The 22,615-nt window shown below is 59.3% G+C and carries 20 protein-coding genes; 6 read left to right on the top strand and 14 right to left on the bottom strand.

Features of this window, described 5'->3' with window-relative positions:
• Positions 1 to 45 precede the first annotated feature (45 nt).
• The 3 genes from HS961_RS17025 to HS961_RS17015 form a co-directional block, all read right to left on the bottom strand.
• Complete coding sequence (locus HS961_RS17025) at positions 46 to 666, bottom strand: hypothetical protein (protein WP_182324022.1); 621 nt, start codon at positions 664 to 666, stop codon at positions 46 to 48.
• 54 nt (positions 667 to 720) lie between these two features.
• The gene (locus HS961_RS17020) at positions 721 to 1,086 is read right to left on the bottom strand and encodes a hypothetical protein (RefSeq protein ID WP_182324020.1); all 366 of its coding nucleotides are present in this window, start codon (positions 1,084 to 1,086) and stop codon (positions 721 to 723) included.
• A 147-nt stretch (positions 1,087 to 1,233) separates the two neighbouring features.
• Positions 1,234 to 1,530 (bottom strand): hypothetical protein, encoded by a 297-nt coding sequence (locus tag HS961_RS17015; RefSeq protein WP_182324018.1) that lies wholly within the window; start codon positions 1,528 to 1,530, stop codon positions 1,234 to 1,236.
• Between the two features lie 337 nt (positions 1,531 to 1,867).
• Between HS961_RS17015 and HS961_RS17010 the strand changes: the two genes are divergently transcribed.
• Positions 1,868 to 2,131 carry a YlcI/YnfO family protein gene (locus tag HS961_RS17010; protein ID WP_238347634.1) on the top strand — a complete coding sequence of 88 codons (264 nt, stop codon included), beginning with the start codon at positions 1,868 to 1,870 and terminating at the stop codon, positions 2,129 to 2,131.
• A 26-nt stretch (positions 2,132 to 2,157) separates the two neighbouring features.
• On the opposite strand, the gene HS961_RS23525 is transcribed toward HS961_RS17010, so the two are convergent.
• Together HS961_RS23525 and HS961_RS23520 are read right to left on the bottom strand one after the other, a co-directional pair.
• Entirely contained in the window at positions 2,158 to 2,685 is a 528-nt protein-coding gene (locus HS961_RS23525) for an MFS transporter (RefSeq protein ID WP_202883122.1), read from the bottom strand.
• Positions 2,673 to 3,368 carry an MFS transporter gene (locus tag HS961_RS23520; protein ID WP_202883121.1) on the bottom strand — a complete coding sequence of 232 codons (696 nt, stop codon included), beginning with the start codon at positions 3,366 to 3,368 and terminating at the stop codon, positions 2,673 to 2,675. Before HS961_RS23520 ends, HS961_RS23525 begins: the two co-directional genes overlap by 13 nt.
• A gap of 305 nt (positions 3,369 to 3,673) precedes the next feature.
• On the opposite strand from HS961_RS23520, the gene HS961_RS23765 reads away from it, so the two are divergent.
• A complete protein-coding gene (locus HS961_RS23765; protein ID WP_182328306.1) occupies positions 3,674 to 3,967 on the top strand; it encodes a hemin uptake protein HemP in 294 nt (97 codons plus the stop codon).
• A 105-nt stretch (positions 3,968 to 4,072) separates the two neighbouring features.
• On the opposite strand, the gene HS961_RS16995 is transcribed toward HS961_RS23765, so the two are convergent.
• From HS961_RS16995 to HS961_RS16985, 3 genes are all read right to left on the bottom strand, one after another.
• The gene (locus HS961_RS16995) at positions 4,073 to 6,262 is read right to left on the bottom strand and encodes a TonB-dependent receptor (RefSeq protein WP_182324016.1); all 2,190 of its coding nucleotides are present in this window, start codon (positions 6,260 to 6,262) and stop codon (positions 4,073 to 4,075) included.
• Positions 6,263 to 6,426: 164 nt separating this feature from the next.
• Positions 6,427 to 6,936 carry a protease complex subunit PrcB family protein gene (locus HS961_RS16990; protein WP_182324014.1) on the bottom strand — a complete coding sequence of 170 codons (510 nt, stop codon included), beginning with the start codon at positions 6,934 to 6,936 and terminating at the stop codon, positions 6,427 to 6,429.
• Positions 6,937 to 7,003: 67 nt separating this feature from the next.
• On the bottom strand, positions 7,004 to 7,360 hold the full coding sequence (locus HS961_RS16985; protein ID WP_182324012.1) for a DUF2834 domain-containing protein: 357 nt from the start codon (positions 7,358 to 7,360) through the stop codon (positions 7,004 to 7,006).
• A 44-nt stretch (positions 7,361 to 7,404) separates the two neighbouring features.
• Here HS961_RS16985 and HS961_RS16980 point away from each other — a divergent pair, with 44 nt between their 5' ends.
• Both HS961_RS16980 and HS961_RS16975 read left to right on the top strand, forming a co-directional pair.
• Complete coding sequence (locus HS961_RS16980) at positions 7,405 to 9,075, top strand: hypothetical protein (RefSeq protein ID WP_182324010.1); 1,671 nt, start codon at positions 7,405 to 7,407, stop codon at positions 9,073 to 9,075.
• A 233-nt stretch (positions 9,076 to 9,308) separates the two neighbouring features.
• Complete coding sequence (locus tag HS961_RS16975) at positions 9,309 to 10,976, top strand: hypothetical protein (RefSeq protein WP_182324008.1); 1,668 nt, start codon at positions 9,309 to 9,311, stop codon at positions 10,974 to 10,976.
• A gap of 63 nt (positions 10,977 to 11,039) precedes the next feature.
• Here the strand turns inward: HS961_RS16975 and HS961_RS16970 are convergent, their stop codons facing one another.
• Positions 11,040 to 12,281 (bottom strand): MFS transporter, encoded by a 1,242-nt coding sequence (locus tag HS961_RS16970; protein WP_182324006.1) that lies wholly within the window; start codon positions 12,279 to 12,281, stop codon positions 11,040 to 11,042.
• 226 nt (positions 12,282 to 12,507) lie between these two features.
• On the opposite strand from HS961_RS16970, the gene HS961_RS16965 reads away from it, so the two are divergent.
• Positions 12,508 to 13,041 (top strand): cytochrome C5, encoded by a 534-nt coding sequence (locus HS961_RS16965; RefSeq protein WP_182324004.1) that lies wholly within the window; start codon positions 12,508 to 12,510, stop codon positions 13,039 to 13,041.
• A gap of 74 nt (positions 13,042 to 13,115) precedes the next feature.
• Here the strand turns inward: HS961_RS16965 and HS961_RS16960 are convergent, their stop codons facing one another.
• Positions 13,116 to 13,784 (bottom strand): DMP19 family protein, encoded by a 669-nt coding sequence (locus tag HS961_RS16960; protein ID WP_182324001.1) that lies wholly within the window; start codon positions 13,782 to 13,784, stop codon positions 13,116 to 13,118.
• Between the two features lie 119 nt (positions 13,785 to 13,903).
• Positions 13,904 to 15,622 (bottom strand): DUF11 domain-containing protein, encoded by a 1,719-nt coding sequence (locus tag HS961_RS16955; RefSeq protein WP_182323999.1) that lies wholly within the window; start codon positions 15,620 to 15,622, stop codon positions 13,904 to 13,906.
• 580 nt (positions 15,623 to 16,202) lie between these two features.
• Here HS961_RS16955 and HS961_RS16950 point away from each other — a divergent pair.
• Complete coding sequence (locus HS961_RS16950; RefSeq protein WP_182323997.1) at positions 16,203 to 17,036, top strand: response regulator; 834 nt, start codon at positions 16,203 to 16,205, stop codon at positions 17,034 to 17,036.
• A 185-nt stretch (positions 17,037 to 17,221) separates the two neighbouring features.
• On the opposite strand, the gene HS961_RS16945 is transcribed toward HS961_RS16950, so the two are convergent.
• The 3 genes from HS961_RS16945 to HS961_RS16935 form a co-directional block, all read right to left on the bottom strand.
• Positions 17,222 to 18,403, bottom strand: a complete 1,182-nt coding sequence (locus HS961_RS16945) for an MFS transporter (protein WP_182323996.1) — start codon at positions 18,401 to 18,403, stop codon at positions 17,222 to 17,224.
• 449 nt (positions 18,404 to 18,852) lie between these two features.
• Complete coding sequence (locus tag HS961_RS16940) at positions 18,853 to 19,776, bottom strand: pyridoxal-phosphate dependent enzyme (RefSeq protein WP_182323994.1); 924 nt, start codon at positions 19,774 to 19,776, stop codon at positions 18,853 to 18,855.
• A 617-nt stretch (positions 19,777 to 20,393) separates the two neighbouring features.
• Positions 20,394 to 22,289, bottom strand: a complete 1,896-nt coding sequence (locus HS961_RS16935; RefSeq protein WP_182328305.1) for an IPTL-CTERM sorting domain-containing protein — start codon at positions 22,287 to 22,289, stop codon at positions 20,394 to 20,396.
• Positions 22,290 to 22,615: the final 326 nt, after the last annotated feature.

The following is a 22,615-nucleotide window of genomic DNA, read 5'->3' as shown; positions in this document are numbered from 1 at the left end:
GCTTGCGACCCGTAGCCGAAGTTCACCGCCCTCGGAAGCTGACGGTCAAATCATCAGCAGTTTCGACCATGGAGAACTCTTTATCTCCGAAATTGCTTCGCTTGCCCCATTCTTCCGGTAAACCGCAGCGATGGCGTCTTTCTCTAGATTTAATTGGGCCAATTCTTCGCCAATAGGCCACTCACGGAGGTGGATATGTTCGCCGGGGTAACTTGGAAGCGTTGCTCTGATTGCCCTAATCAGCGATTGATGTCCGCCCACTTCGGGATCTGAACAACCTTCAATTTCACGAAGCGCCAAATCAACCAACCATTGATTTTGAGGAACTCTATTCCTGGCTATTCTTAGGTAGTCGGCGAATGGCATCATGGGGCGGAATGCAGCAAGAAAGGCCGCATAGACTACTCCTCCCCAACCAAAATTAGAGGTTAGGTCGGATATCAATTTTTCATTCACGGCTGCGATGGCCTTGGAAACCGCATAGTGCATCTCCAGTGGTTGATACAGAACATCTGGGAAATGGCTCAAGACACTCCTCAATTCTTGTATATCGCGATGCATCTTTTGGAGCAGCCTGAGCGCATTGTCCTCACGCGCGATGAGCACACAAGGAATAGGCTCTAGCAAAGCCAAGACATCCGATTCAACGTAAAACGAAACTGGCATCATTTGGGATGAAGCGATAAATAGAAAGTTGGCGCATGGCCGCAATCGGCTCGGTCACTGGTGTCGATTTCCAAAGTATGTACCCAACGTCGCCAACGGTACACGGTTTCTGTCATAGATCTCGAACCAAACGCTGAAGCCCGCCAGCCTTAAAAGACTGTGAAGCTCACGCGTGAACTCGCAAACCATCTCTTCATCGCCTGCAATCGCCCCATTGAAAAGAAATTGACTATGGTGGTCACCGTATGCTTGAAATGACGCGTCTGAAATTTCCATATGAATGCTTTCAGCGCCGTCGAAATTTGATACCTTGAGCCAAACTTCCGCCTCACGAAAGCGCTGCAGGGTAGCCGCGAACTCCTTCATTCGGCCGCTGCAGTCAATGAGCCCATAGACGTTATTTAGTTCTGGAATTTCCATGTCGATTCACCCGGCGAGTGTTTGCGGATGGCTGCATGGGTGTCCGTTAACGAACTACCGCATTTGGCTGGTTGATGACTGTCAGTGCTCGACCCGAAGCCGAAGTTCAATTTTGCTGAAAGCAGACATCCCCGGGACGTGGAGCGTTCACCAAAGTCGCTTGGGCGCTTCGGGCAGATTCTCAAGAGGGAACGGGAACCTAGGCTCCATGCCGCATTCCTTCATCGCGGCCACCAATACTCGATACCGCTCAAGCAACACCCCTCGAGCTCCCCAATCTTCGTTCTCATTCTCAACATTGGGCTCTAAGAAGCTCGCCCCGGCGTCACCAATCATCTCTGAGGAGTAGTTCCAGTCATAGCGAAACACGACTTCGAAGGCTCCGACAAACTCGGAGATGGCACGTTGCAACTCATCTTGTTGCTGCGAAGAAATTTTGACCATAGGAGTGCAGGCGCTAGGTTACGAGTGAAAAATTTTTGAGCAGCTTGAACGTGACTTGTACTGGGTCTCTGAACACGAAGGTTGAAGGTCTGCTTCTGGCCGTTAGCCGCCATCCTACCTTCGCATTGACCAAGCGCAACAGCAGCCTCACGGGCCGGCGACAGGCTGGACGCCGCCCCGGCCCCCCTCTGGCGGAGCCCAAAGCGCCCCGAGTTCAAACTTCAGTGAGAAAAATTCAAAGCTCACGGAGACCTGACAGTCGGCTCCCAATTTGCATGCAGTGCGAAAATTTGCAAGATTAATAAGAACCGGCACGCCCTCACTCTACGATCTCTCCATGACGACCGCCACCATCCCATCCATCTGCGTCGAGCCCGCTTTACTTGATGAGGTGGAGCATGCCTTGGAGCCTAACGAAAGCCTGGCGTCTTTTGTCGAAACCGCGGTCCGCCACGAGATCCAGCAGCGGCAAGCACAGGCTGGATGGCTGCAGCGGGGATCGGCCGCCACGCGGCACAACAGCGCTGCTGCTGGCATCCCTGCAGAGGTGGTGATTGCCCGCCTGGAGGCCAAGTTGGATGCAGCCAGGCAGCGCAAATGAACCGCTAAATGTCAGACAGCTGGGCCTCAACCCACCCGCCCCACCTCCAGCGCCGACACCGGTGCACGCGCAGGCCACAGCGCCACCAGCACCAGCAGCACCGCCACCAGCAAATAAGGCGCGCCGGGGTGCAGGTCATAGACCAAGGTGCCCACCAGTGGCCCCAGGATCATGCCCAGGCCATGGGCTGCGGCAACGGTGCCGGCGGTGGCGCCTTGCTCATGCGGGCCCACGGCATTGGCGGCCAGGGCCATGACGGAGGGGAAGACCCAGCCCATGCCGGCGGCGCCGACAAAGTAGCCGGCCCACAGCGCCCAGGGTGTGCTGGCCAGCAGCAGTGATGCAAAGCCCAGCGCAGACAGGGCGCAGCCGGCGCGGATCAGGCGCTGCGGCGTCCAGCCCAGTTTGCGGACGGCCAGCTGCGCGAGGATCAGGCCCACACCGACAACGGCCAGTGCAATGCCGGCGGCGCGTGCAGCGGCGCTGGCTTCCAGCTGCAAACGGTCGAGTGCGAAGAAGCCCACAACGACCTGGGCAATGGTCACGCTGAACATGGCGCAAAAGGCCACGGCCAAGGGGCGGCGCAGGCGTGGGTCGCTGATCTTGAGGTGGCCGCTGGGGGCGTTGGCATGCTGCTGCTACGCGGTAGCCAGCGCCATAGCACCAAAAACGCCAAGGCCGGCAGCACGGCGGTGATGAGCAAAGGCAGCTCCAGGCTGTGCGCGGCCAGCAGGCCGGTCACACCGGGCCCCGCCACCATGCCGATGCCGCTGGCCGCCCCCAAGGTGGCCATGGCCGCCGCGCGCTGCGGGGCGGGCACATGGTCGGCAATCAGCGCGGCGCCGGTGGCGGGCACGGCCGCATAAAAGCCGCCGGCCATGCCGCGCAACAGCACCAGCCCGGCAAAGGCCAGCCACACGGGCGGCTGGCTGCGCAGCGCAAACACGATAAAGCTGCACAGCAGCGCATAACAAATCACAAAGCCGCCCAGCCCACGCAGGAGGATAGGGCGCCGGCCCCAGCGGTCACTGGCCGCTCCCCAGCGGCGTGCCAGCAGCACCCAGGCCAGGCCACCCACGGTCACGGCCATGCCGGCCTGCCAAGGCGCCAAGCCCAGCAGGCGCGCAATCGGGCCGATCAGTGCCACAAAGGACATCATCGACAGCGTGCAAACAAAGTTCTCAAACATCAGCGGCTGCAGGCTGAAAGGGCGCGTAGTCGCAGCGGGCAGGGGCATGCTGGATGTGCTTGAGGGGGCAACGGGCAAGGGCGGGACGGACATCAGACTCCTTTGACAGAATGGTTATGAATGATAATCAATCTCATTCAATGTTAGACTCCGTTCCTGTGATTTACCCCTCTCGCCATGAACGTCATCCCGTCCTGCAGCGCCGTGCTGGCGCCCGCTCCGGCGCTGGCTGGGCGGAGGGCGCGATCAGGGGCGCTGTGCCCCAACTGCCATTTCTTCCATCCCTGCGGTGCGCCAAGCTGGCTGCACTTGCTTGACCACCAACCCAACACCCAACTGCCATGAGCGCCACCATGACCCCTTTGCATGCCGCCACCAGTGCCCGCCGTACCCTGCAACTGCGCCGTCCCGCTGCTCCGCAGCCATTGGACCTGGCAGCCACTCCATCTGTTTGCGAAACGCAAGCCGATGCCGAGCCCCTTACCATCGCCTTGCAGCCGCGTGTGCTTAATGATGCCAATCTGCAAGTGCGCAGCGTTGACAGCGCCAGCCTGCTGTCCGGCCACAAGACGGTGCAGATTGCGCATAACGGCTTCGTCTACACCTTGCAGGCGACCAAGCTGGGCAAGCTGATCTTGACCAAGTAAAGCGCGTCACACCCCTGATAAAAACAGCCCGTTGGCATGTACGTGCCAGCGGGCTGTGGTGTTTGTGGACCCTGGCCATGGCGGCCAGGTTCATTGACCTCCCGATCAGAACGACACGGTGGCCGACAAGCGGTAGGTGCGCGGCGCACCCGGCATCACAAAGCCGTCGTTGAACATGCCGATCCAGTAGTTCTTGTTGGTCAGGTTTTCCACGCTGGCGTTAAAGCGCACGGGGGTGGCGCCAAACTTGGTGGCATAGCGGGCCATGGCGTCGAGACGGTTCCAGGACGGCACTTTCAGGCGGTTGCCCGAGTCGGCCCATTGCGAGCCGGTGTGGAAGAAGCGCCCGCCCACCGACAGGCCTTGCACGGGGGTGTCCCAATCCAGGCCAATGCGGGTGCGCAGCTTGGGCACGCCGTAGTTCTCCAATCCGGTGTTGATCTGCTTTGACTTGATGTATTCGACGCCACCCAGCAGAGCCACGGTTTCGCTCAGCTTGCCAAAAGCGCTCCATTCCAGGCCGCGCAGGCGCTGCTCGCCATCGAGCACCTGGAAGTTGGCGCTGTTGGTGATGACCGAGGGCTTCTTGATCTGGAAGGCGCTGAAGGTGTGGGTGGTCTCGCCTGCCTGCAGTTTGACGCCCACTTCGCCCTGCTTGGTTTGCATGGGGGCCAGGGTGTCGCCCTGGTTGGCAAAGCCGGTGCCCACGGTGCGGCCGGGCTCCAGGCCTTCGGTGTAGTTGGCAAACAGCGCAATGTTCTCGCCCCAGGGGCGCACTACGGCGGCCACCATCGGCGAGACGCGGCTTTCGCTGTAGTTGGAGGCGACGCCATTGACCAGCGGGGTCTTCACCGTTTGGTGGCGCAGGCCCAGGGTCAGCAGCAGTTTTTCATCCCAAAAGCCCATCGTGTCGGCAATCGCGATGGAGCGGAATTCATTCTCCGTGGCGTAGCCCTTGAAAGTCGGCGCTGCCGGGAAAGTCGGCTCGGTCGGCCGGTACATATTGGTGGTGTAGCAGTAGTTGCAGGCCGTGTTGACCGTGCCTTCCTTGTGCTTGAGGATGTTGAACGACAGCTGCAGGCGGTGCTGCACGCTGCCGGTGTCGAACTTGCCGATGACACCAGCCTCGGCCGTGCGGCGCTCCGACTTGGTGTGTACGTTGTAGATGGCGCCGCGCGTGGTGCCATCGGCGCCGGTGACGATGGCGCGCGTGCCAAACAGCAGGCCCTGGCCTTCGGCCTCTGAGCCGCCCGCTGCCACATAGCCTTGCCAGTTTTTGCTGAAATCAAACTCCGCCCGGGCTAGCAAACCGCTGTTGTCGTATTTGCCATGCGAGCCCTTGAACAGGTTCACATCGCCATCGGGCGGCGACAGCAAATAGCCCACACCGGGGATGGCTGCGCTGCCCAAAAAGCTGAACATCGCAGGGCTGCCGCCATCGATCTTGTTGACGCTGTTGTACAGGTCCAGGTAGAGGCGGAAGTTGTCACCCAGGTAATCCAGGCCCAGCGCACCCACATTGCGCTTTTGCTTTTCATCCTCGGCACCCATATCCCCTGATCCATAGACGCCGTTGAAGCGCAGGCCCAGGCGCTGCTCAGGCCCAAAGCGCTTGCCCACATCGGCATGCAGTTGGTAGTACGAATCAGAGACATAGGTGGCAGTCAGATCCGCAATCGGCTGGGCCAGCGCGCGCTTGGTCACCATATTGACCGAGCCGGCCACGCTGGCCAGCGGTGGCATGCCAGACAGCAGCACATTGGGGCCACGCATCACCTCGACCCGCTCAAACATCTCGATCGGCACCGAGTTGGCCGGCGCAATGCCGTAGAGCCCATTGGTCGCTATGTCCATCGCCGTCACATCCAGCCCGCGCAGGTTGAAGTTCTGCAGCAAGTGGCCCTTGTTGGTGGTGAAGACCACCGCCGCATCGTTCTCCAGCACATCCTGCAGCGACAGCGCCGACCAGTCCTCGGCCAGCTCACGGGTGTAGGCATTGACGTGGACGGGTGCCTCCATGATCGAGGTCGCCCCCAGAATGCCCAGCCGCGCACCCTTGGCCGCCTTGCGCCCGGGGGCGAGTGCGGGCAGGTCCTCGCGCTCATAGCGGTCGCGCACGGTTACCTGGGGCAGGTTGACCGGCGCGTTGGCGGTTACCTCGGCAGCGCTGCCAGTTGCTGCTGCTGCCTCGGTAGTTTGGGCTTGTTGGGCGGATGCGCTGGCAGTGGCGGCTGCCGCCATCAAGGCCATCACGATCAGGTTGGGTTGGTGTCTACGTTGCTTGGTGTATGACATGAGAGTGACTGTTTTATGAAAATTAAACAAGAATCATTCTCAATCTTATTCATCAGTTATTGCGTTTGCAACTTTTTGTTGTATTTCCGGGATTACCCTGGTGGGGGTGGAGTTGGCCAGGCAGCACTTGAGGCTGTTGCTGGCTATTCAGTCAGCGCAAGCGCTCATGAAGCACTGCTGGTTTTCTGTTTTGACTGGGACCTGCGGTTGGCCTCATCGATACTGATGGCAGGCAGCCCTTTGCATACCACCGGCAACCTGGTTTGGGGTGTTTGAATAATCTCAAACAACTGCATAAGCGCTGCAGCATGAACGGCAGTCTTATCGGGGATGTACTCTTGGTAAGTGACCACCAGCTGTTCATTTACCTGCTCAACCGATTGCACGGACATGCCGTAACCAGGGCTAGGCCTGTCTCCCAGGAATATGCCAATCACCATGTGATTTTGAACATCCGCAATCAAAGCACCAGGTTTTGGAATAGCAGGTGCGCCATGGCGCTGGACGAGCTCCTCCAGTTCTTGCGCATTTCTGGCCACCAGGCTGGCGGGTTCATGTTGCGCAGAACCATAGGTGCTTTTGATACGGACGAAGCTAAGCGGGGCCGGTTCTGCTGCAGCGATACAGCAGGCAACTGCCCATGCCAGGGCGAGAAAACTGGATTTCATGGACATCAAGGCAGCTTTTTAAATGGGGGCTGTGAATCGGAGGGTCTGAACCCCAGTCAGTGCTGGGGTTGCCTCAAGACGGATTCTGGCATTGCTTGCATGGCTCCTTTTCAGCGGACCCCACTGCAGCCAGATGCCGATGGCGCAGCAGAAGAAACAGCGGCAATGCCAACGATGGCCCCACTACAAGACAGCAGACGGGCAGCCACAGCCTGGGCATGGCAAGCCTTCTTCCCTCCACCACGATCAACACCGCAACGGTGATGCCGGACACCAGAACGTCAGACCAAGCGAAAGCGGAAAGTGGGCTGGAAGTGGCCTGTTGCAAAAGGAGTGGCACATCCAGGCCATGTGCGCAAAGCCATGGAATAAATTGCGACAGCGGCAATACAGTGCCCGCGATACAGAGAGACAAATAGAGGATTTGCACGGTTGTTAATGGGGGGGTTTAATCTTTAGATGGAGCGGGAGGTCTTGGTTATTCTAGTTTTGGATTTCCAATTTATTTGCATCTATACTGATTTAAAACGAGGAGATCATGTGACAAAGGCAAATCGCATTTCTGCATTACGTCCCGCTATTCTGGCTACCATCCTTGCGCTTTCTTGCTCCGGCACGTGGGCTGCGCGCAGTTTTACACCGCAAGCGGGAACTTGGATGGTCAGCGAAGAGATTGACGGAAAACCGGGCCGTGGCTTGGCCATTGATGTGCAAGGCAATACCTTGTTCATGCAGGTATTTGGCTATGAGCAGAATGGCGATGCCACTTTTTATACGGCTACCGCCCAGATGGATGGCACTACCGCTACGGCACCCCTTATGCGCTACAAGGCAGGCCGCAGTTTTGGCGGCGGCGCGCAGGACGCGGTGGAAGATGGATCACCAGGCATGGTGACCGTGTCCTTCTCAAATGGCATCCTGGGGTCGATCCGTTTCCCTGGGGAGCAGGAGAAGCCCATCGAGCGCTTTCTGGTCAACGACCCCGATTTTGATGATGCGGTACTTGCTCCCTCACCAGAAGCAAAAAATATAGGTAAGACTAGCAAGTGGCTGCTGGTGGATCAGGGCGGCAATTTTGTAGATTTTTTAGGCGCCGGCCTTAGCAAAGTAGAGGGGAAAAATTACCGACTTTCCTTGTCATCACGCTTTAGCGGGTATCGAGCGTCGTATGACTGCCAGCGATTGTCAGGCGTCCAGTCATTTAGCTGCCAAGCGCTCGTGAGCGATGCAGCAACAAGCCCGCATACCGATCTGAAATTTCAGATGATAGGGCCGGAGGTCGTGGGCACGCTCAAGAACAGCAGTGGCCATGTTCTGGAAATTGCCGGAGTGCAGCGCGCAATGGGCTTCCTTGGCGGAGCCGTATCTCTGTGCGGGATGTATGAATATACGTATATGCCTGCAGGCTGTGATCAATGGCAAATGCCATCCAACGGGACCTGGGTGTTTGCTGATGAGCTGACGGGTAGACCGGGGCGCGGCATCAGTGTCGATATGCAGGACAAGGTGGCGATTCTGCAGATCTTCAATTATCTGCCCGATGGCAGGTCCACGTTCCATATGGGGAGCGCAGTGATTGGTCGTAACCCGGTGACGGGAACCATTAACCCGAGAATAGTGCCGATCCAGCGTTACCAAAGGGGACGGTATTTAGGCGGGCCAGCTTCTGCTGCCGCCCCGGTGTCTGATGGCCAAGAGGCTGGGGCCGCTGTCATTGAATTCTCAGGCAGAAATGAAGACAGGTTTGCCCCCTATGTTGAAGGCACGTTCCAGCTTCCTGGTGAAGAAGTCAAGCCTGTCAAACGCTTGGATTTACAAGGGTTGACGCCGTTCAGCCGCCTAGCTGGGGAGTGGGTGATGGCGTTTTCAAATGCAGTACCTCCTGATGCACCCATCCTCCGAAAAGTGCGTTTTTCATCTACGAATGAAGCATCTGCTACCAGCGATGATGGATTGGTGCAATGCACCAAGAATCCTTACGATGTCCCACGCTATGTCTGCAATCTCTATACGGATGCGACGAGAGCCGTTGTCCAAGGCAGCCTGTACGCGCGTTTCAATGGCTTTACAGCCGATGAGGATGCCATTCAGCTGAAAGACCAATTCGCCAACTGGCGTGGTGTGGGGCAAATCTCGAATGATTGATGCGGCTGAAGGGGACGCCATTTTTCCACTGCGCATTGGCTTGCGAACCTATTGCTGAAGGGGATGGGCGCGGATCGTCAGAGACCGCATTCAGACCCCTACAGCCGGTTTGCAGGGGCTTCCCGGGTAGGCGAGTTCTTCCCTGGCCGACAAGGCGGATCGTCCTGAAATATGGGCGATGCCTTCGGGCGCCCAAGCCTCCGCCCAGACGTGCATGAGGCTAACTTCTGGGTTTGTCTGTGTTTGTCCGATTCAGCAGTACGAAGTCCATCAGCATGCCGCTGGAGCATCCCAAAAATATTGATTTGAAACCAGGAGATTACGTGAAAAAGGCATATCGTATTCCGGCACTTCGTCCCGCTATTTTGGCTTCCGTCTTGGCAGTTTCGTGTACCGCCACTTGGGCCGCGCGCAGTTTTACTCCCCAGGCAGGCACCTGGGCCATTACCGAGGAATTGGATGGCAAACCAGGCCGGGGCCTGGCGATTGATGTGCAAGGCAATACTTTCTTTATGCAGGTATTTGGCTACGAGCAGAATGGCGATGCCACTTTCTACATGGCCACAGGGCAACTGGATGGTGACTCCATCACCGTACCGCTGATGCAATACCAAGGGGGACGTAGCTTTGGCAGTGACGCGCGGGATGCGCAAGAGCTTGGCTCGCCAGGCAATGTGACAGTCAGTTTTAGCAATGGGCTGCAGGGAACGGTGCAGTTTCCAGGGGAGCCTGCGCGGGCGATTCAGCGCTTTGAGATGCGAAGCGAGGACTACCTATCCCGCTATTGGGAAAAGGGGAAGACACGTTATTTTCTGAGCACGATGCTGGATGCCAGCGAGAATCCACATTGGTTTGCTGGCATCAGTGTGGGCAAGCTGACGGAGGATAAGCAGTGGAAAGTCTGGGTTTCGGAGCTCAGAGACTATCCCGGGCAAACGCTCGATTGCACGCAGGTGACCGGCAAGGATGAATACCACTGCACAAGTACTGAGACGCAGACACCAAATGACCCTTTTCCCTTTGTTCAGTCGATGAGATTGCGCATTGCCAATGTCGATTTGGTGGGTGTGGCGGAGGTGATCAGTCAGGGCGTAAAGCAGACCTATTCGCTCAACGGGGCTGCAGTCGGGGGGGATGATCGCGGGGGTATTGCAGCCTGCGCGAACTGGCAGGATTTATATGTTGGAGATATCTCCGGCTGCAGCGCAACGCTGACCCCCAGCAGCGGCACCTGGCTGGTTCGGGACGAAGTGACGTTTAAGCCTGGGCGCGGTATTGCTATTGATGTTCAAAACGGGATGGCGCTTGCCCAGGTGTTCAACTACCTGCCCAACGGCGACCCAACTTTCCATATGGGAAGCGGTGAATACCAGAGGGGAAAAACAAGTTTTGGCCTGAACCGATACCGGGGTGGCCGCCCATTGGGTGGGCCATCGGCCATCGCCGAATTGGCGCAGGCCGTAGGTGATCTCACGCTGGATTTTGTGGTTCTGGAACCTACGGCACAGTCGTCATCTCGGATTGAGGGCGGCATAGCGTTTCCAGATGAGGTGCGCAAGCCAATGTTGCGCATGGCCATGGAGCCTGGTTTACTGGATGCGCAAAGTCTGTTGGGCCAATGGTGGCTGCGATTCGACGCAGAAAGCGGCAACCAGCGGGTGATTGAAGCAGTCACCTTGTCGCGTGTAGAAGGAAAGGACGCCCTCAGTGCCGATGGGACGGTGCGCTGCTCGCGGCCTAACCCTCGGTTTCTCCCACAAGGCGTTTGCGTGTCGAACCGCGACGGCAAGGTCTACCGCGCGTCATTGTTCCAGCAAGTAGGCAACCGAGGGTCTTATGCGCTGCAGGTCCGCGACCGCCACGGCAACCTGTTGGGGCTGGGCGACGTTCCCTTGGAATAATGCCTGCGGTGAGGGGCTGGGCAACCAGCCCCTCGCACCTGATGCCGGATGCGCATCAAGACCTTATTGGCGTTTCTTCCGCGTATCCGGCAAAAACGCCGTCGCCAACCCCAGCAGCGGCAGGAACGAGGTGAGGCCATACACCCAGACGATGCCATGCACATCGGCCAGCTCACCCAGGCCAGCGGCACCCACGCCGCCAATGCCAAACATCAGCCCGAACATCAAACCAGAGACCAAGCCCACGCGGCCAGGCACGGCCTCTTGCGCATAGACCACCAGCGCGGCAAAGGCGGATGACATTACCAGGCCGATGACGATGGCCAGGACGGCGGTGCCGACCAGGCCCACATAGGGGAGGGCCAGCGCAAATGGCGCTACACCCAAGAACGAAATCCAGATAACGGCCTTGCGGCCAATGCGGTCACCCACCGGGCCGCCGGCAAAGGTGCCTGCCGCCACAGCGGCCAGGAACATGAACAGAAACAGCTGGCTGCTTTGCACGCTCAGGTGGAAGCGTTCAATCAGGTAGAAGGTGAAGTAGTTGGTGAAGGAGGCGATATAGACAAACTTCGCGAACATCAGAATGCAGATCACCGTGACGGCGCGGATCACGCCTGCGCGGTCCAGGCCTTCACCGGCATGGTTCTTGGCCAAGCTCTTGGCCTTGGCGCTGCCGTTGTGGCGCACCCAGATGGTCAGTCGGTACAGCACAAAGATGGCGACCAGCGCGACCACCATGAACCAGGCCACTGCCGGCTGGCCGTGGGGAATGACGATGGCCGCCGTCAGCAGCGGGCCAATGGCCGAACCCGTATTGCCACCCACCTGGAAGGTGGACTGCGCCGTGCCAAAACGCCCGCCCGATGCCAGGCGCGCAATGCGCGATGCCTCGGGGTGGAAGGTGGCCGAGCCGACGCCCACCACCGCAGCGGCTACCAACAGCATCTCGTAGCTCTGCGCGGTCGCCAGCAGGCCGATGCCGATCAAGGTCATGCCCATGCCGGAGGGCAGCAAGAACGGCTTGGGGTGCTTGTCGGTGTACATGCCAATCCAGGGCTGCAGCAGCGATGCGGTCACCTGGTAGACCAGCGCAATGACACCGATCTGGCCAAAGCTCAGCGAGAAGTTGGCCTTGAGCATCGGAAAGATCGAGGGCAGCATCGCCTGGATCATGTCGTTGAGCAGGTGGGCCAGGGCCGCACCGCCAACAATGGGCAGCAGGAAGCCATGCTGTTGGGTGTCTGCTGCAGGCGGTGCTGCGATGGAGGCGGTGGGATCGAGGGTGGCGGTTTCGGCGGTCATGTTGTTAGTTTTGCACTGCGATGGGAGTGCAAAGATTTGTAGCAAGCGGGTAGCGTACGTGAAACCTCACTGGCGTGATCGCGCAACTTGGACAAGAACTATCTTGTTCTTGCCAGTTCAGCGAATGGCAGTCATTCCAGCGCACGGTAGCTGCGTCAAAAGTTGGCGCTTATGATGCCTTGGCATGCTTTGCACAACCCCTTCGGCCAAAGAAAGGACAGTTCCCATGACACAGATTGCCCATCTCCGAGATGCCATTGCGGCGAGCCAGCTTCTTCAAGACGTGGAAGCCGCCGACGGCTTTGTCATTGGCAGCGTGCGCTTTAAGGCAGCAGGCGCCGATATCCATGTCAACGTTGACCCGGAGCTGGACGACCACCCGGAGATGGATGCCAACGCCCTGATTGCCAATACGCAGCGCTTTCTTGCGATGCCGGTGGAGCGCTGGCAGCAGCTGGTGAACGACATCGTGCTGGAGGTGGAAGACGCTGTTGAAGAGGTCGAAGACGACGCTGAGGTGCAAGAGCCAACCGATCTGCGCGATGACCTGCGTCTGCATTCGGTGGCCGTGTTTGCCGATGCGGTGCTGCTGTCTTTTGTGGCGCCGCAGCAGTTTCCGCAATGCTGGGTGCGTGCTCAGCTCTGCGAAGAGCTGGCGCTGGAAGATATCTCCATCGACGAGGACGATAGCGTCGAGACCCTCGAATTCAAATCGCTGGATGACATGCTGGACAACCTGAGCGCCAACAACGACAAGTAGCGCCCAGGCGCAAAACAGCCCTCAGTTCATCAAGTCGAGGGCTGTTTGTTTGTTTGTTTGTGGTCGATCGTGAATCAGTTCGCCGACGGCGCAGGCCCAAAAAACTCCGGCACCCGCTTGACCAGCTCCTCGGCCGCCTCCCAGAACTGTTCGTCCAGTGCCTCGATCCGCTCGGACAGCTCGCCCGCCACGGCGCGGTATACATCATCGATTGTGTTGACCTCTTCGGACTGGGCAATCGGCCCGACCAGGCGCCAGAACTCGGTCACTACATCGAGCGTGGCGCTGGCCTGGATGTCGGCCAGTGCGGCCAGCGCCGCATCCATCTCGGCCATGCCCCAGTTGCCCAGAAACTGCAGCAGCCCGCCGTTATAGCCATCGGCCACCAGGCGCCACAAGGCCACCAGCGCCCGGCTGCGGCTACTGATTTGGTCGATCTTCCAGTCAGCGGCCTTCAGCTCTGCCAGCGCCGCTTCAAACAGCGCATCCTGCTCCAGCATCCAGACATTGAGAGCGCCGTCGGCCGAGGTCTGGCCGGCGCTGGGCCAGTTCAGCCCCCGCCGGTCGGCGGTGGTCACCCACTGCGACCGCTGCTGCGCGTCCATCGCCGCCACCCTGGGCCCCACCCAAGACAACGGTGCCGCTAGCCTGCGACCATCTTCCAGCACGAGCAGGACGCGCTTCTCTTCAAAAATGACATCGGTGATTGGAGAACCGGTGACGGCTTGTCCATCTGGCTGCATGCGGTGCCTTTCCGGGGCGCAAATGTGCCCCAACAACCGAGGAGTATAAAAAAACCGCCTCCAGTTGGAGGCGGTTCGGTGCCAGCCAGCAGACTAACCAGTCTGCCTGCTGTGCGCTATCACTGGGCGCGTTGGCGGCGGCGCAGTGCCAAGGCACCGATACCGGCGCTCAGACCGCCCAGCAGAGCCAAGCCGGCGAGATCCAGCGTAGGTACTGGCGTCGCAGATCCATGGGTGGCGACGACGCTGCTGACGGTTGCGCTGTTGTTGGCAGGGGTGGGGTCATCCACGCCAGCTGGGGAGGCAATGCTTGCCGTGGTGGCCAGTGAGCCCGTAGCGTTTGCAGCGACCTTGGCGGTCACTGTGTAGGTAACGGTTGCGCCAGCGGGCAGATTCACGCTGTCGTTGATATTGCCGCTGCCCGATGCCGTGCAGGTGCCGCCGCCCGTACCCACGCAGGTCCAGGTGGCATCGGTCAGTGCCGCTGGCAAGGTGTTGGTCACCGTGGCGCCAGTGGCATCCATCGGGCCGGCGTTGCTGGCGGCAATGGTGTACGTCACCGTCGCACCGGGGGCCACGCTGGATGCGGAGCTGGTGTTGGTGATCGACAGGTCAGCGCTCGGCGGCTCGCCGGTGCAGGCTGCGGTCACGTAGAACTCAGCCGCAGCAGCCATGGCGCAGGTGCCGCCAGCGCAGCTGTTGAGGTTTTGACCACCGTCCAGCATAAAGCCGATGGTGTTCTGGCCACGCTCAAAACCGGGGATAGCGGGTGTCGTCAACGTTGTGAACGCACCAAAACCATTCGACAGGTAGGTTCCTCCCCAGGTTTCGGTGCCAGCGGCTGGCTTGACATAGACGGAGTTGCCGTAGTCGTCAAAGGCAAACCGGCCGTCCAGTTTGATGCTGGCCAGATCGACGTTAGCGCCAACATTGATGGACTGGTTCATCACAAACGTAGATGCATCCACTCCGCCGTTGGACTGGCCGGTGGCAGCAGGATAGGGAACGCCTGGGAGGTCGGTGCTAGCCGGGTCCGTTGTTCCCGGACTGATCCAGCGCGCAGTCGAGGGGGTAGAGGCTGCAGCGGGGTCGAAATAGCCGCGGTAGCGGTAGCTGTCAAACAGCGGCTGCTCGACGTTCTCCAAGGCCCCTGCATTGAAGCGCTTGGTCCACTTCCAGTCTCTGGCATTGGTGGTGAACGGGCCTACCCGGACTTCATCACCCACTTGGCTGCCAGCAGGGCAAGCCAGAATGGCCGTGGGCTGCGGCGCAGGCTCAGTCAGGCAATCGGCGGTGATTTCAAAATCGGCAATTACGCCAGTCACGTTGCTGGCCACTGTGTTGGCGGACGCGAAATTCTGAATCGCGAAGCCAATCGTGTTGTCGCCGTAGTAAAAGCCCAGTCCCTCCGTGTCGCCATCCAGCGAAATCGCGTTGGCAGCCGAATCGTTGTCCATGCCCGCAGCAGTTGTACGAACCCAGTCCGTGGCGCCAGAGGGCGTGGTATCGGGTTTGACCAGAAACAGCGCGTAGTTATCGAAGCCTCCGGTGCCCCGGATCTTGATGGACGACAGATTGACATTGCTGGCAATGCTGATCTTTTCGTTATAGGTGAAAGACACACGGCCAGCGACCAAGGCGCCATTGGCGACCACACCGTTGGTAATGACGGATGGGGTTTCACCAAACGAAATCCAGTCACCTTGAATGGGTCCTGTCAAAGCCGAACCAGGCAATTCACTGGCGCTGGCGACGTGGTTGGTCGTCGTCTTGTTAAACCATCCGGACCATTGGTAGTCGTCGACCAGGGGCACGGCCGCGCCCGTGGGAGCGCTCACATAGCGTGCGTCGGCAGTCCAGGTGTCTTTAGCCGTATGAACACGGAGCGGCGCGCCGCATGCCAAGGTCGCAGCTTGCACGCTGGATGCAGCAGCCAGTCCTAGCAATGTCACCGCAAAAAACGCAGCTTGTCTGTGATTTTTTTTCATCTAGATAACCCTTTCCCCATTCAAATAAATTCGATGTCGGTGCGGATGACAGCCATGGCAATCAGCATGTGCCGGCAATTAAAAATTGCTATCACACCGGTGTAAATGAAATGCACGGGCAAATCTAGCAGGCAATTCGCGGATTATTTTTTGCTTAAATTTAAAACTCTTTGGTTAATTGTAGATTCTTTAATATTTGCTATTTATATATTCAATGGCATGGTGTTTCTCATTGTAATTTTTAACATTTAAATCATTTTTGAATCGCTCGTACTATATTTGCCGCCAATCTCTGCATTGTGTCTTTTGAGGCTCGCTGCACCATTGGGTGGCACGCGAGCGTTGCCATGCTGCGTCTGATCTGGCCTCAAGTCGGACCCCGGCTCTTATCAATTCAATGCGGGAAATAATTCAAGAATAATTCGTCCGGATGGTGCTGTGGTTCTGCACGCAATATATGAGTAACAGTGAGCTCAAAGTCCCCCATGTGCTGATCGTCGACCGCGATATGCAGCAGCTCCGTCTGTTGGTCACCGCGCTGCGCAGCAATGCCTATACCGTCAGCGTTATAGACAACGAGAGCCAGGTCTACACCCGCATTTTTTTGCAGCTTCCGGACCTGGTGCTGATGGATGTGCAACTGCCAGAACGCCATGGTATTAAAGCAGCGAAACAGCTAAAGGATAATTCACTGACGCGGCGTATACCGATTATCTTCATCTCGGTATTAGCTGAAAAGAATGACCGCTTGTTGGGTTTGCAATCCGGAGCGGTGGACTACATATTGAAGCCTTATTATGTAGATGAGGTATTGGAACGGGTCCGCATTCACATTGCGTTGTCGCGCAGAAAATCACCTGCTGCCCCAAAAATGCCGTACCAGCACGCTGCCTTGGAATCCATTCCGAAGATGCTTTCAGCCAATACCAGTATCAACCGGGTAGCCACTGAATTTATTCGGGCGCATATCAGCGATTCCGAGCTTAAAGGCGGCGATGTTGCCGCCAGTCTGGGCCTGTCCATACACCGCCTGAATATTGTTTTTGACGCCATGGCCGGCATGACGGTCTTTGAATTCATACGCCAGCAGCGCATGAAGATGGCGGCCGAGCTGTTGAAAACGGGTTCGCTGGGCGTTGCCGATATCGCGGCAGAAGTGGGCTATGCCAACTCTGGCAACTTTTCCACCGAGTTCAAGAAATTCTGGAAGAAATCGCCCAAGCAGTACCGGCTGGATTGTCGGGACCATACGGAACGCAGTTGACACTGAGACAGCACGGCTACATTGGCCTGTTGGTGGATCCGGCGGCTGCTGCGGCTTCTTTACCGCCCGCGCCTCAGGGGCTGCCCCTGCAGTCGCGGATCAAATAAGCGGTTCGGGATGCAAATCTGATGGCCTGCGCTGCACTGGCTTGGATGCGTGTTGGCTTCAACCTGCTTTCATAGCCATCACTGTGACGCCTCCGCTGATCCCCGCGCCCGCGCCAACCACCCCAGCGACAACACCGCCACCAACACCAGCGGCAGCATCGGCCCCACTACCCAATCCCAGCCATAGGTGGTCAGCAGGCTGCCCGATGCGAAGGAGCCCACGGCCATCGCGCCGAAGACGATAAAGTCATTGAGTGACTGCACGCGCGGGCCGTCTTCGGGCGCATGGCATTTCAGCACCAAGGCCGAAGCGCCCAGGAAGCCGAAGTTCCAGCCCAGGCCCAGCAGCACCAGGCCCACCCAGAAGTGCGAAACGCTGATACCGGCCAGACCGGTGATGGCGGCCAGGGCAGTCAGCACCAGGCCAGCGAAGATGACACGGCTCTCGCCAAAGCGCTTGATCAGGCTGCCGGTAAAAAAGCTCGGTGCATACATCGCGATCACATGCATCTCGATACCGTAGTTGGAATGCGTGCGCGAGATGCCGCAGAGCTCCATCGCCAGCGGTGCGCTGGTCATCATGAAGTTCATCAGCAAATAACTGACGGTGCCGCAGAGCAGGGCCACCACAAACTGTGGCTGCCGCACGATGGGCCCCAGCGGCCGGGCAACCACCGGCCCGCTGCGTGGCTGGAGGGTTTGGAACTTCACACCCCGCAGCACCATCGCCGACAACACCGCGACGATGGACGAGCAGATATAGGTGAGGCTGTAGGCATAAGGCGGCCAGGCATTCATCGTGGCGCTCACCAGCTGCGGCCCCACCACGCCGGCCAGCACGCCGCCTGCCAGCACGGTAGACAGCGCCTTGGGCTTCTCCTCGGGCGATACGCATTCGGCCGCCGCAAACCTAAAACTCAGCACCACGGCGGCATAGGCACCGCCAAAAAGCGTGGCCAGACAATACAGCGCAAACGAGCCTTGCACGATCGCCAGGCTGGCAATCAGCCCCATCAGCACGCCGCTGAGATTGCCTAGCTGGAAGGCCCGGGCTCGCCCATAGCGCCTTGCCACTTGGCCCGCCGGCAAGGTGGAGATCGCCATGCCCACGACAAACATCGTGATCGGCAAGGTCGCCAGTTCGGGCCGGGGCGCAAGCATATGGCCGATGATGGCGCCCGTGGCATACACCACCGTCGTGTTGGCGCCCGACAGCGCCTGCGCCAGCGCCAGGCGCGCGACCGAAGGATTGATATTCATTGTTGTTCTCCTGCTTTCATCGTCAGCACCATGTGGAACTTGACTTGGCCAGACACCATGCGCGCTAAGGGCCCTCTGCAAAACCCTCGCCAAGAGGGATGGACGCGGATCGGGATGAGACGCAAGGCGTCTTTTGCAGTCAATAGCCGTAGCTATTGACAAGGAAGACAACGCGGCGGATCGCCCGAGCCCGCGTTCAGACCACGGCAGGGAGTTTTGCAGAGGGTCCCTAAAGCTTCGGGTGCACGCTCCAGCGGCATGGTCTCGATCCAAGGGCGAATATCCGCCAGCAGGCTGAAGTCCCGTGTCTTCTCGGCGTCATGGGGGGGCTGGTGTGGAGGATCCGGCCAGGGTGTCGCCCAATCCCCCGTCTGCGGTTCAATATGACCGGCAGCCGCATAGGGTGGCCTTCCAGCTAGTGCCGCCGCGGCGCCCTCGCGCACCCCATCTCAGCTGCCGAAATCGGCGCTCCACTGCGCCAGCTGGCCTGCGGTAATGCCCACGCCACCGCAGAGAATGACTACCACGGAGCGGGCTTGCTGCAGCAGTGGTGATGCGCTGTGCAAGGCGGCCACGGATGCGCCGCAGGCCGGCTCTACCAGCATGCGGTGCTCCAGCAGAATCTCCTCGCAGGCGGCCACGGCGGCGGCATCCGATACGACGACGCTCTCGATGTGGTGCTCCTGGGTCAGCGCAAAGGCACGGTCGCAGACTTGGCGTGCGCCCAGCGAGGTGGCAATGGAGTGGATGCCGGGCAGCAATGTCGGGCCACCGTTCTCGACTGCCTTCGCAAAGGATTCGGCGCCAGCGGTCTCGGCGGCGAGGACGGGCACGGAGCCCCAGCCATTGCGCTGCAATCCCTCCACCACACCGCATAGCAGCCCGCCGCCGCCTACCGAGCAAATCAGCAGATCGGGCCGCTCGCCTTGCTGCGCCAGCTCATCGATCATGCTGGCATGGCCGGTCCAGAGCAGAGGGTCGTCGAAGGGATGCAGAAAGGCATCGGTGGCGGTCATCAACTGCTGGGCTTGGGCATGGGCCTCCATCCATGATTCGCCGTGCACGATCACGTCGGCCCCTTCGGAGCGGATCAACTGCTGGGCCCGCTGCGATGTGGTCGCCGGGACCACCACCGTCACTGGCGTATTCAGCATGCGGCCAGCATAGGCCACGGCATAGCCCGCATTGCCACCCGATGAGGAGATAAAGCGCTTGGCGCCACGCGACTGGTACACCTCGCAGGCATGCCCGATGCCACGGGTCTTGAAGGAGCCACTGGGCTGCAAGGCCTCCAGTTTCAGGCGCACCTGCTTGCCGCTGCGCAGGGAGAGTGCGCGTGAGTCGATGACGGGGGTTTGGATATGGATAGCCATGTTTTATTTCCTGGTGTTTTAAAGGTGGCCCGGTTGCTGTGTTCCGCTCCATGCGTTCAGAACGGCGGCTGCAACATGGCAACTGGGGCGCAATCTTGTCGGTCTTGCCAATCCAGCAGGGGGCGATGAAGGGCAAGTCCCCCCAAAAAACCGTAAGGATGCTCTGCAAAACCCTCGCCAAGCGGGACGGACGCGGATCGGGATGAGCCGCAAGGCGTCTTTTGCAGTCGAGCCGTAGCTATTGACAAGGAAGACAACGCAGCGGATCGCCCGAGACCGCGTTCAGACCACGGCAGGGAGTTTTGCAGAGGATCCCAAGGGCCTAGTTATAGGCGATGCCGACACAGGTGCTGCGGATATCCGTCGGAAACCGTGCGCCAATGCTGCCCCTGCAAGCCCCGCGTAGCGTAATCTGCACAACGCACGCCGCTGGCAAAGCGACCGAGTTGCCCATGCTGGGCAGCAGGTGCAGCACCTGCAAGGTGGGGAAGGCGGTCTGACGTACCAGCGCCGAAGAATCTCGCTCCGGTCCATCAGACGCTATCGCGGCAGCTACCCCTAAAAAAACGCCAGTCAGCGTTGCACTGACTGGCATGTGTCTCTAAGTAGAGCTTGGCTTAGATACTGCGCTTGCGTGCGCGTCCCATGCCGAGCATGGCCAGGCATCCCGCCAGCACCATCAGCGCCCAGGTGGACAGCGATGGGACCGGAATGGCCATGGGAACGGCACTGATGCTGATGTCCTTGCTTGCCTTGCTTTCAGCGCCTGAGCCGCTTACCAACGCTGATCCAACCTCCGTCGGCTTGCCTTCAACGGGACAAGTCACCACTGCGCCTTCGGGGATCGCCGAAGGCGAGGTCCAGCCGGTGGGGGCGGGTGCAGCTGGTGTCACGATGGTGCAGGCCGCAGGACCTTGGCTGATGCCGGCAGGCAGGCCGGAGGCGCTGCAACTGGCATCTGCCTGGTCGGCACTGCCTTGGTTGGTGCAGGTGTAGCTGCCTTTGTACGGCAAGCCGACCGTGCCTGTTGATGGCAAGCCGCCCAGGTCGATGACGACATTTGGCACACCTACAACGGTGATGTCCTGGGGCGCCGAATTGTTGAGCAGGTCGCTGTCGCCCGTGGTGCTGGTCGTGCCAGTCGTCGTCGTCGTTTTCTTCACATTGGCGGGCGTACCGGCTACGTCACAGGTCACGACAGCGCCTTGCGCAATGCGGTTGCCAGCGACCCAGGCGCTGTTGTCCGGGCTCACGGTGCAAGCCTGCACGCTGAGGCCTTCCGGCAGCGGGCCGGTGGTGCAAGTCGTCTCAGACACCGCATCCGCATTGCCCAGGTTGGTGCAAGTAAATGCCCCTTGGTAAGGCAGGCCGACAGTCGCAGTAGCGCCGATGCCGCTCAGATCGATCGCCAGATCGGGCGCGGTGACGGTCATCGTCACCACCGACGTCGCGCACTTGGTCTGGTTGGGCGTTGGCAGGCAGACCTGGTAGCTAAAGCTGTCGGTGCCGATGAAGCCCGTGGCGGGTGTGTAGATGAATTTCCCTGGATTGGCTGGATCGGCCGCAATCGTGCCGCCGTTGGCCGACGTCGCCTGCGGTGTGACTGCGCTGCCTGCTGGCACATACGGGTCGTTCAAGGTGATGTCCAACGGCGCCGAGGGCGTGTTGATGCGGGTACTGCCGGCGTCGTCAGCGGTGGCCGGTGGGTCCTCGAAGACGTTGTTGATCTCTGTCGGCACCCAACTGCCGGGCAATTCGGTATCTGCCGGCAGCCCAGGCAGCGTTTCTTCACGCACGGCGATGTTGTCCAGCTCAAAGCCGGCGCCCCAGAAGCGGATCTTCTTGATGGCGGTGGCGCCGAAGCCCGTCGTGTCTTTCAGCACATAGTTCAGATAGACATAGGGCTCACCGCCATTACCCTCCACAAAAGGATTGCCGTTGTACTGGGCTCGGGAGTAGGTGGTGGTGCCGTCCAAGGCCTTCATGGTCAGGTTGTCGGGCGAATTCAGGAACGTCATTAGGCCGTCGGTGGTCATCGCGGTCAACACATTGTCGTGCTCGTCCAGCAACTCGACGTTGTTGCCGTTGGAGCCCGCCGACCACCAGAAACCGACATAGCGCGCCGGGTTGGTCAAAGTCACCGTCACGCCTTCTGGTGTGCCGGTCGTTCCGGCGTTCAGGAAGTTGGAGCCGCCACTGCCCACCGCTGTGCCGGTGCCTGCGCCGCCATACACATTGGCCGCAGCCACATTGGTATTGCCGCCGGCGCCCACTTCGTAAGTTCCGATGGCCCAGTTGCCGGTGGTTTTGTCGCCCAGCGTCTCGCCGTTGAATGTCTCAATGGTGTATGTCTGCTGATAAGACTCTGACCAGGGCAGGGCGCCATCCGGCACCGCGGCATTGAGCGCAGCGTTGCGAACGGGTTGGGAAATATAAACGCTGAGCTCGCTGGCCTGGGCATTCAAGGCGCTCATGGCCGTGAGGCAGGCCACCGCCAAAGTCACTTTTTTCATATATCTTATAAATTGATTGAAAAACAAAAGACTCCATGGGAGTTTTTGTCTATGGGTTGGAGCGGCTGATGTCCCCTCACGCAACGGCAGGTGAGTCACCTTCTATCGGGATTTGGGGAGATCGATGTTTTGAATCAGCTCGGAACGGAGTCCGATAACGGCGATAACTGGCGACAGATGTATCTGCGCCTCGTTAAGCGCTCCCGGCAAACGGGAGGAGAACAAGCAGCGGTGGATTTTAAGGTAAAAATAACATCTACTGACAAAATTTACATAATAGTGTGAGGTAGCAGCCTGCGCTACGGAGCGCCATTCCGCTTCCGAGC

The organism is Comamonas piscis (genome assembly GCF_014109725.1).
Classification (GTDB): domain Bacteria; phylum Pseudomonadota; class Gammaproteobacteria; order Burkholderiales; family Burkholderiaceae_C; genus Comamonas; species Comamonas piscis.
This window is presented reverse-complemented; position numbering and strand designations above follow the sequence as displayed.

Bases quoted from the DNA above. Each gene is read 5' to 3' on its own strand.
- HS961_RS23520 (WP_202883121.1), bottom strand. From the start codon at position 3,368: ATGCCCCTGCCCGCTGCGACTACGCGCCCTTTCAGCCTGCAGCCGCTG.
- HS961_RS16990 (WP_182324014.1), bottom strand. From the start codon at position 6,936: ATGTCCATGAAATCCAGTTTTCTCGCCCTGGCATGGGCAGTTGCCTGC.
- HS961_RS16940 (WP_182323994.1), bottom strand. From the start codon at position 19,776: ATGGCTATCCATATCCAAACCCCCGTCATCGACTCACGCGCACTCTCC.
- HS961_RS16960 (WP_182324001.1), bottom strand. From the start codon at position 13,784: ATGCAGCCAGATGGACAAGCCGTCACCGGTTCTCCAATCACCGATGTC.
- HS961_RS16935 (WP_182328305.1), bottom strand. From the start codon at position 22,289: ATGAAAAAAGTGACTTTGGCGGTGGCCTGCCTCACGGCCATGAGCGCC.
- HS961_RS16970 (WP_182324006.1), bottom strand. From the start codon at position 12,281: ATGACCGCCGAAACCGCCACCCTCGATCCCACCGCCTCCATCGCAGCA.
- HS961_RS16945 (WP_182323996.1), bottom strand. From the start codon at position 18,403: ATGAATATCAATCCTTCGGTCGCGCGCCTGGCGCTGGCGCAGGCGCTG.
- HS961_RS16995 (WP_182324016.1), bottom strand. From the start codon at position 6,262: ATGTCATACACCAAGCAACGTAGACACCAACCCAACCTGATCGTGATG.
- HS961_RS17015 (WP_182324018.1), bottom strand. From the start codon at position 1,530: ATGGTCAAAATTTCTTCGCAGCAACAAGATGAGTTGCAACGTGCCATC.
- HS961_RS17010 (WP_238347634.1), top strand. From the start codon at position 1,868: ATGACGACCGCCACCATCCCATCCATCTGCGTCGAGCCCGCTTTACTT.
- HS961_RS23525 (WP_202883122.1), bottom strand. From the start codon at position 2,685: ATGTTCAGCGTGACCATTGCCCAGGTCGTTGTGGGCTTCTTCGCACTC.
- HS961_RS16965 (WP_182324004.1), top strand. From the start codon at position 12,508: ATGACACAGATTGCCCATCTCCGAGATGCCATTGCGGCGAGCCAGCTT.
- HS961_RS23765 (WP_182328306.1), top strand. From the start codon at position 3,674: ATGACCCCTTTGCATGCCGCCACCAGTGCCCGCCGTACCCTGCAACTG.
- HS961_RS17025 (WP_182324022.1), bottom strand. From the start codon at position 666: ATGCCAGTTTCGTTTTACGTTGAATCGGATGTCTTGGCTTTGCTAGAG.
- HS961_RS17020 (WP_182324020.1), bottom strand. From the start codon at position 1,086: ATGGAAATTCCAGAACTAAATAACGTCTATGGGCTCATTGACTGCAGC.
- HS961_RS16950 (WP_182323997.1), top strand. From the start codon at position 16,203: ATGGTGCTGTGGTTCTGCACGCAATATATGAGTAACAGTGAGCTCAAA.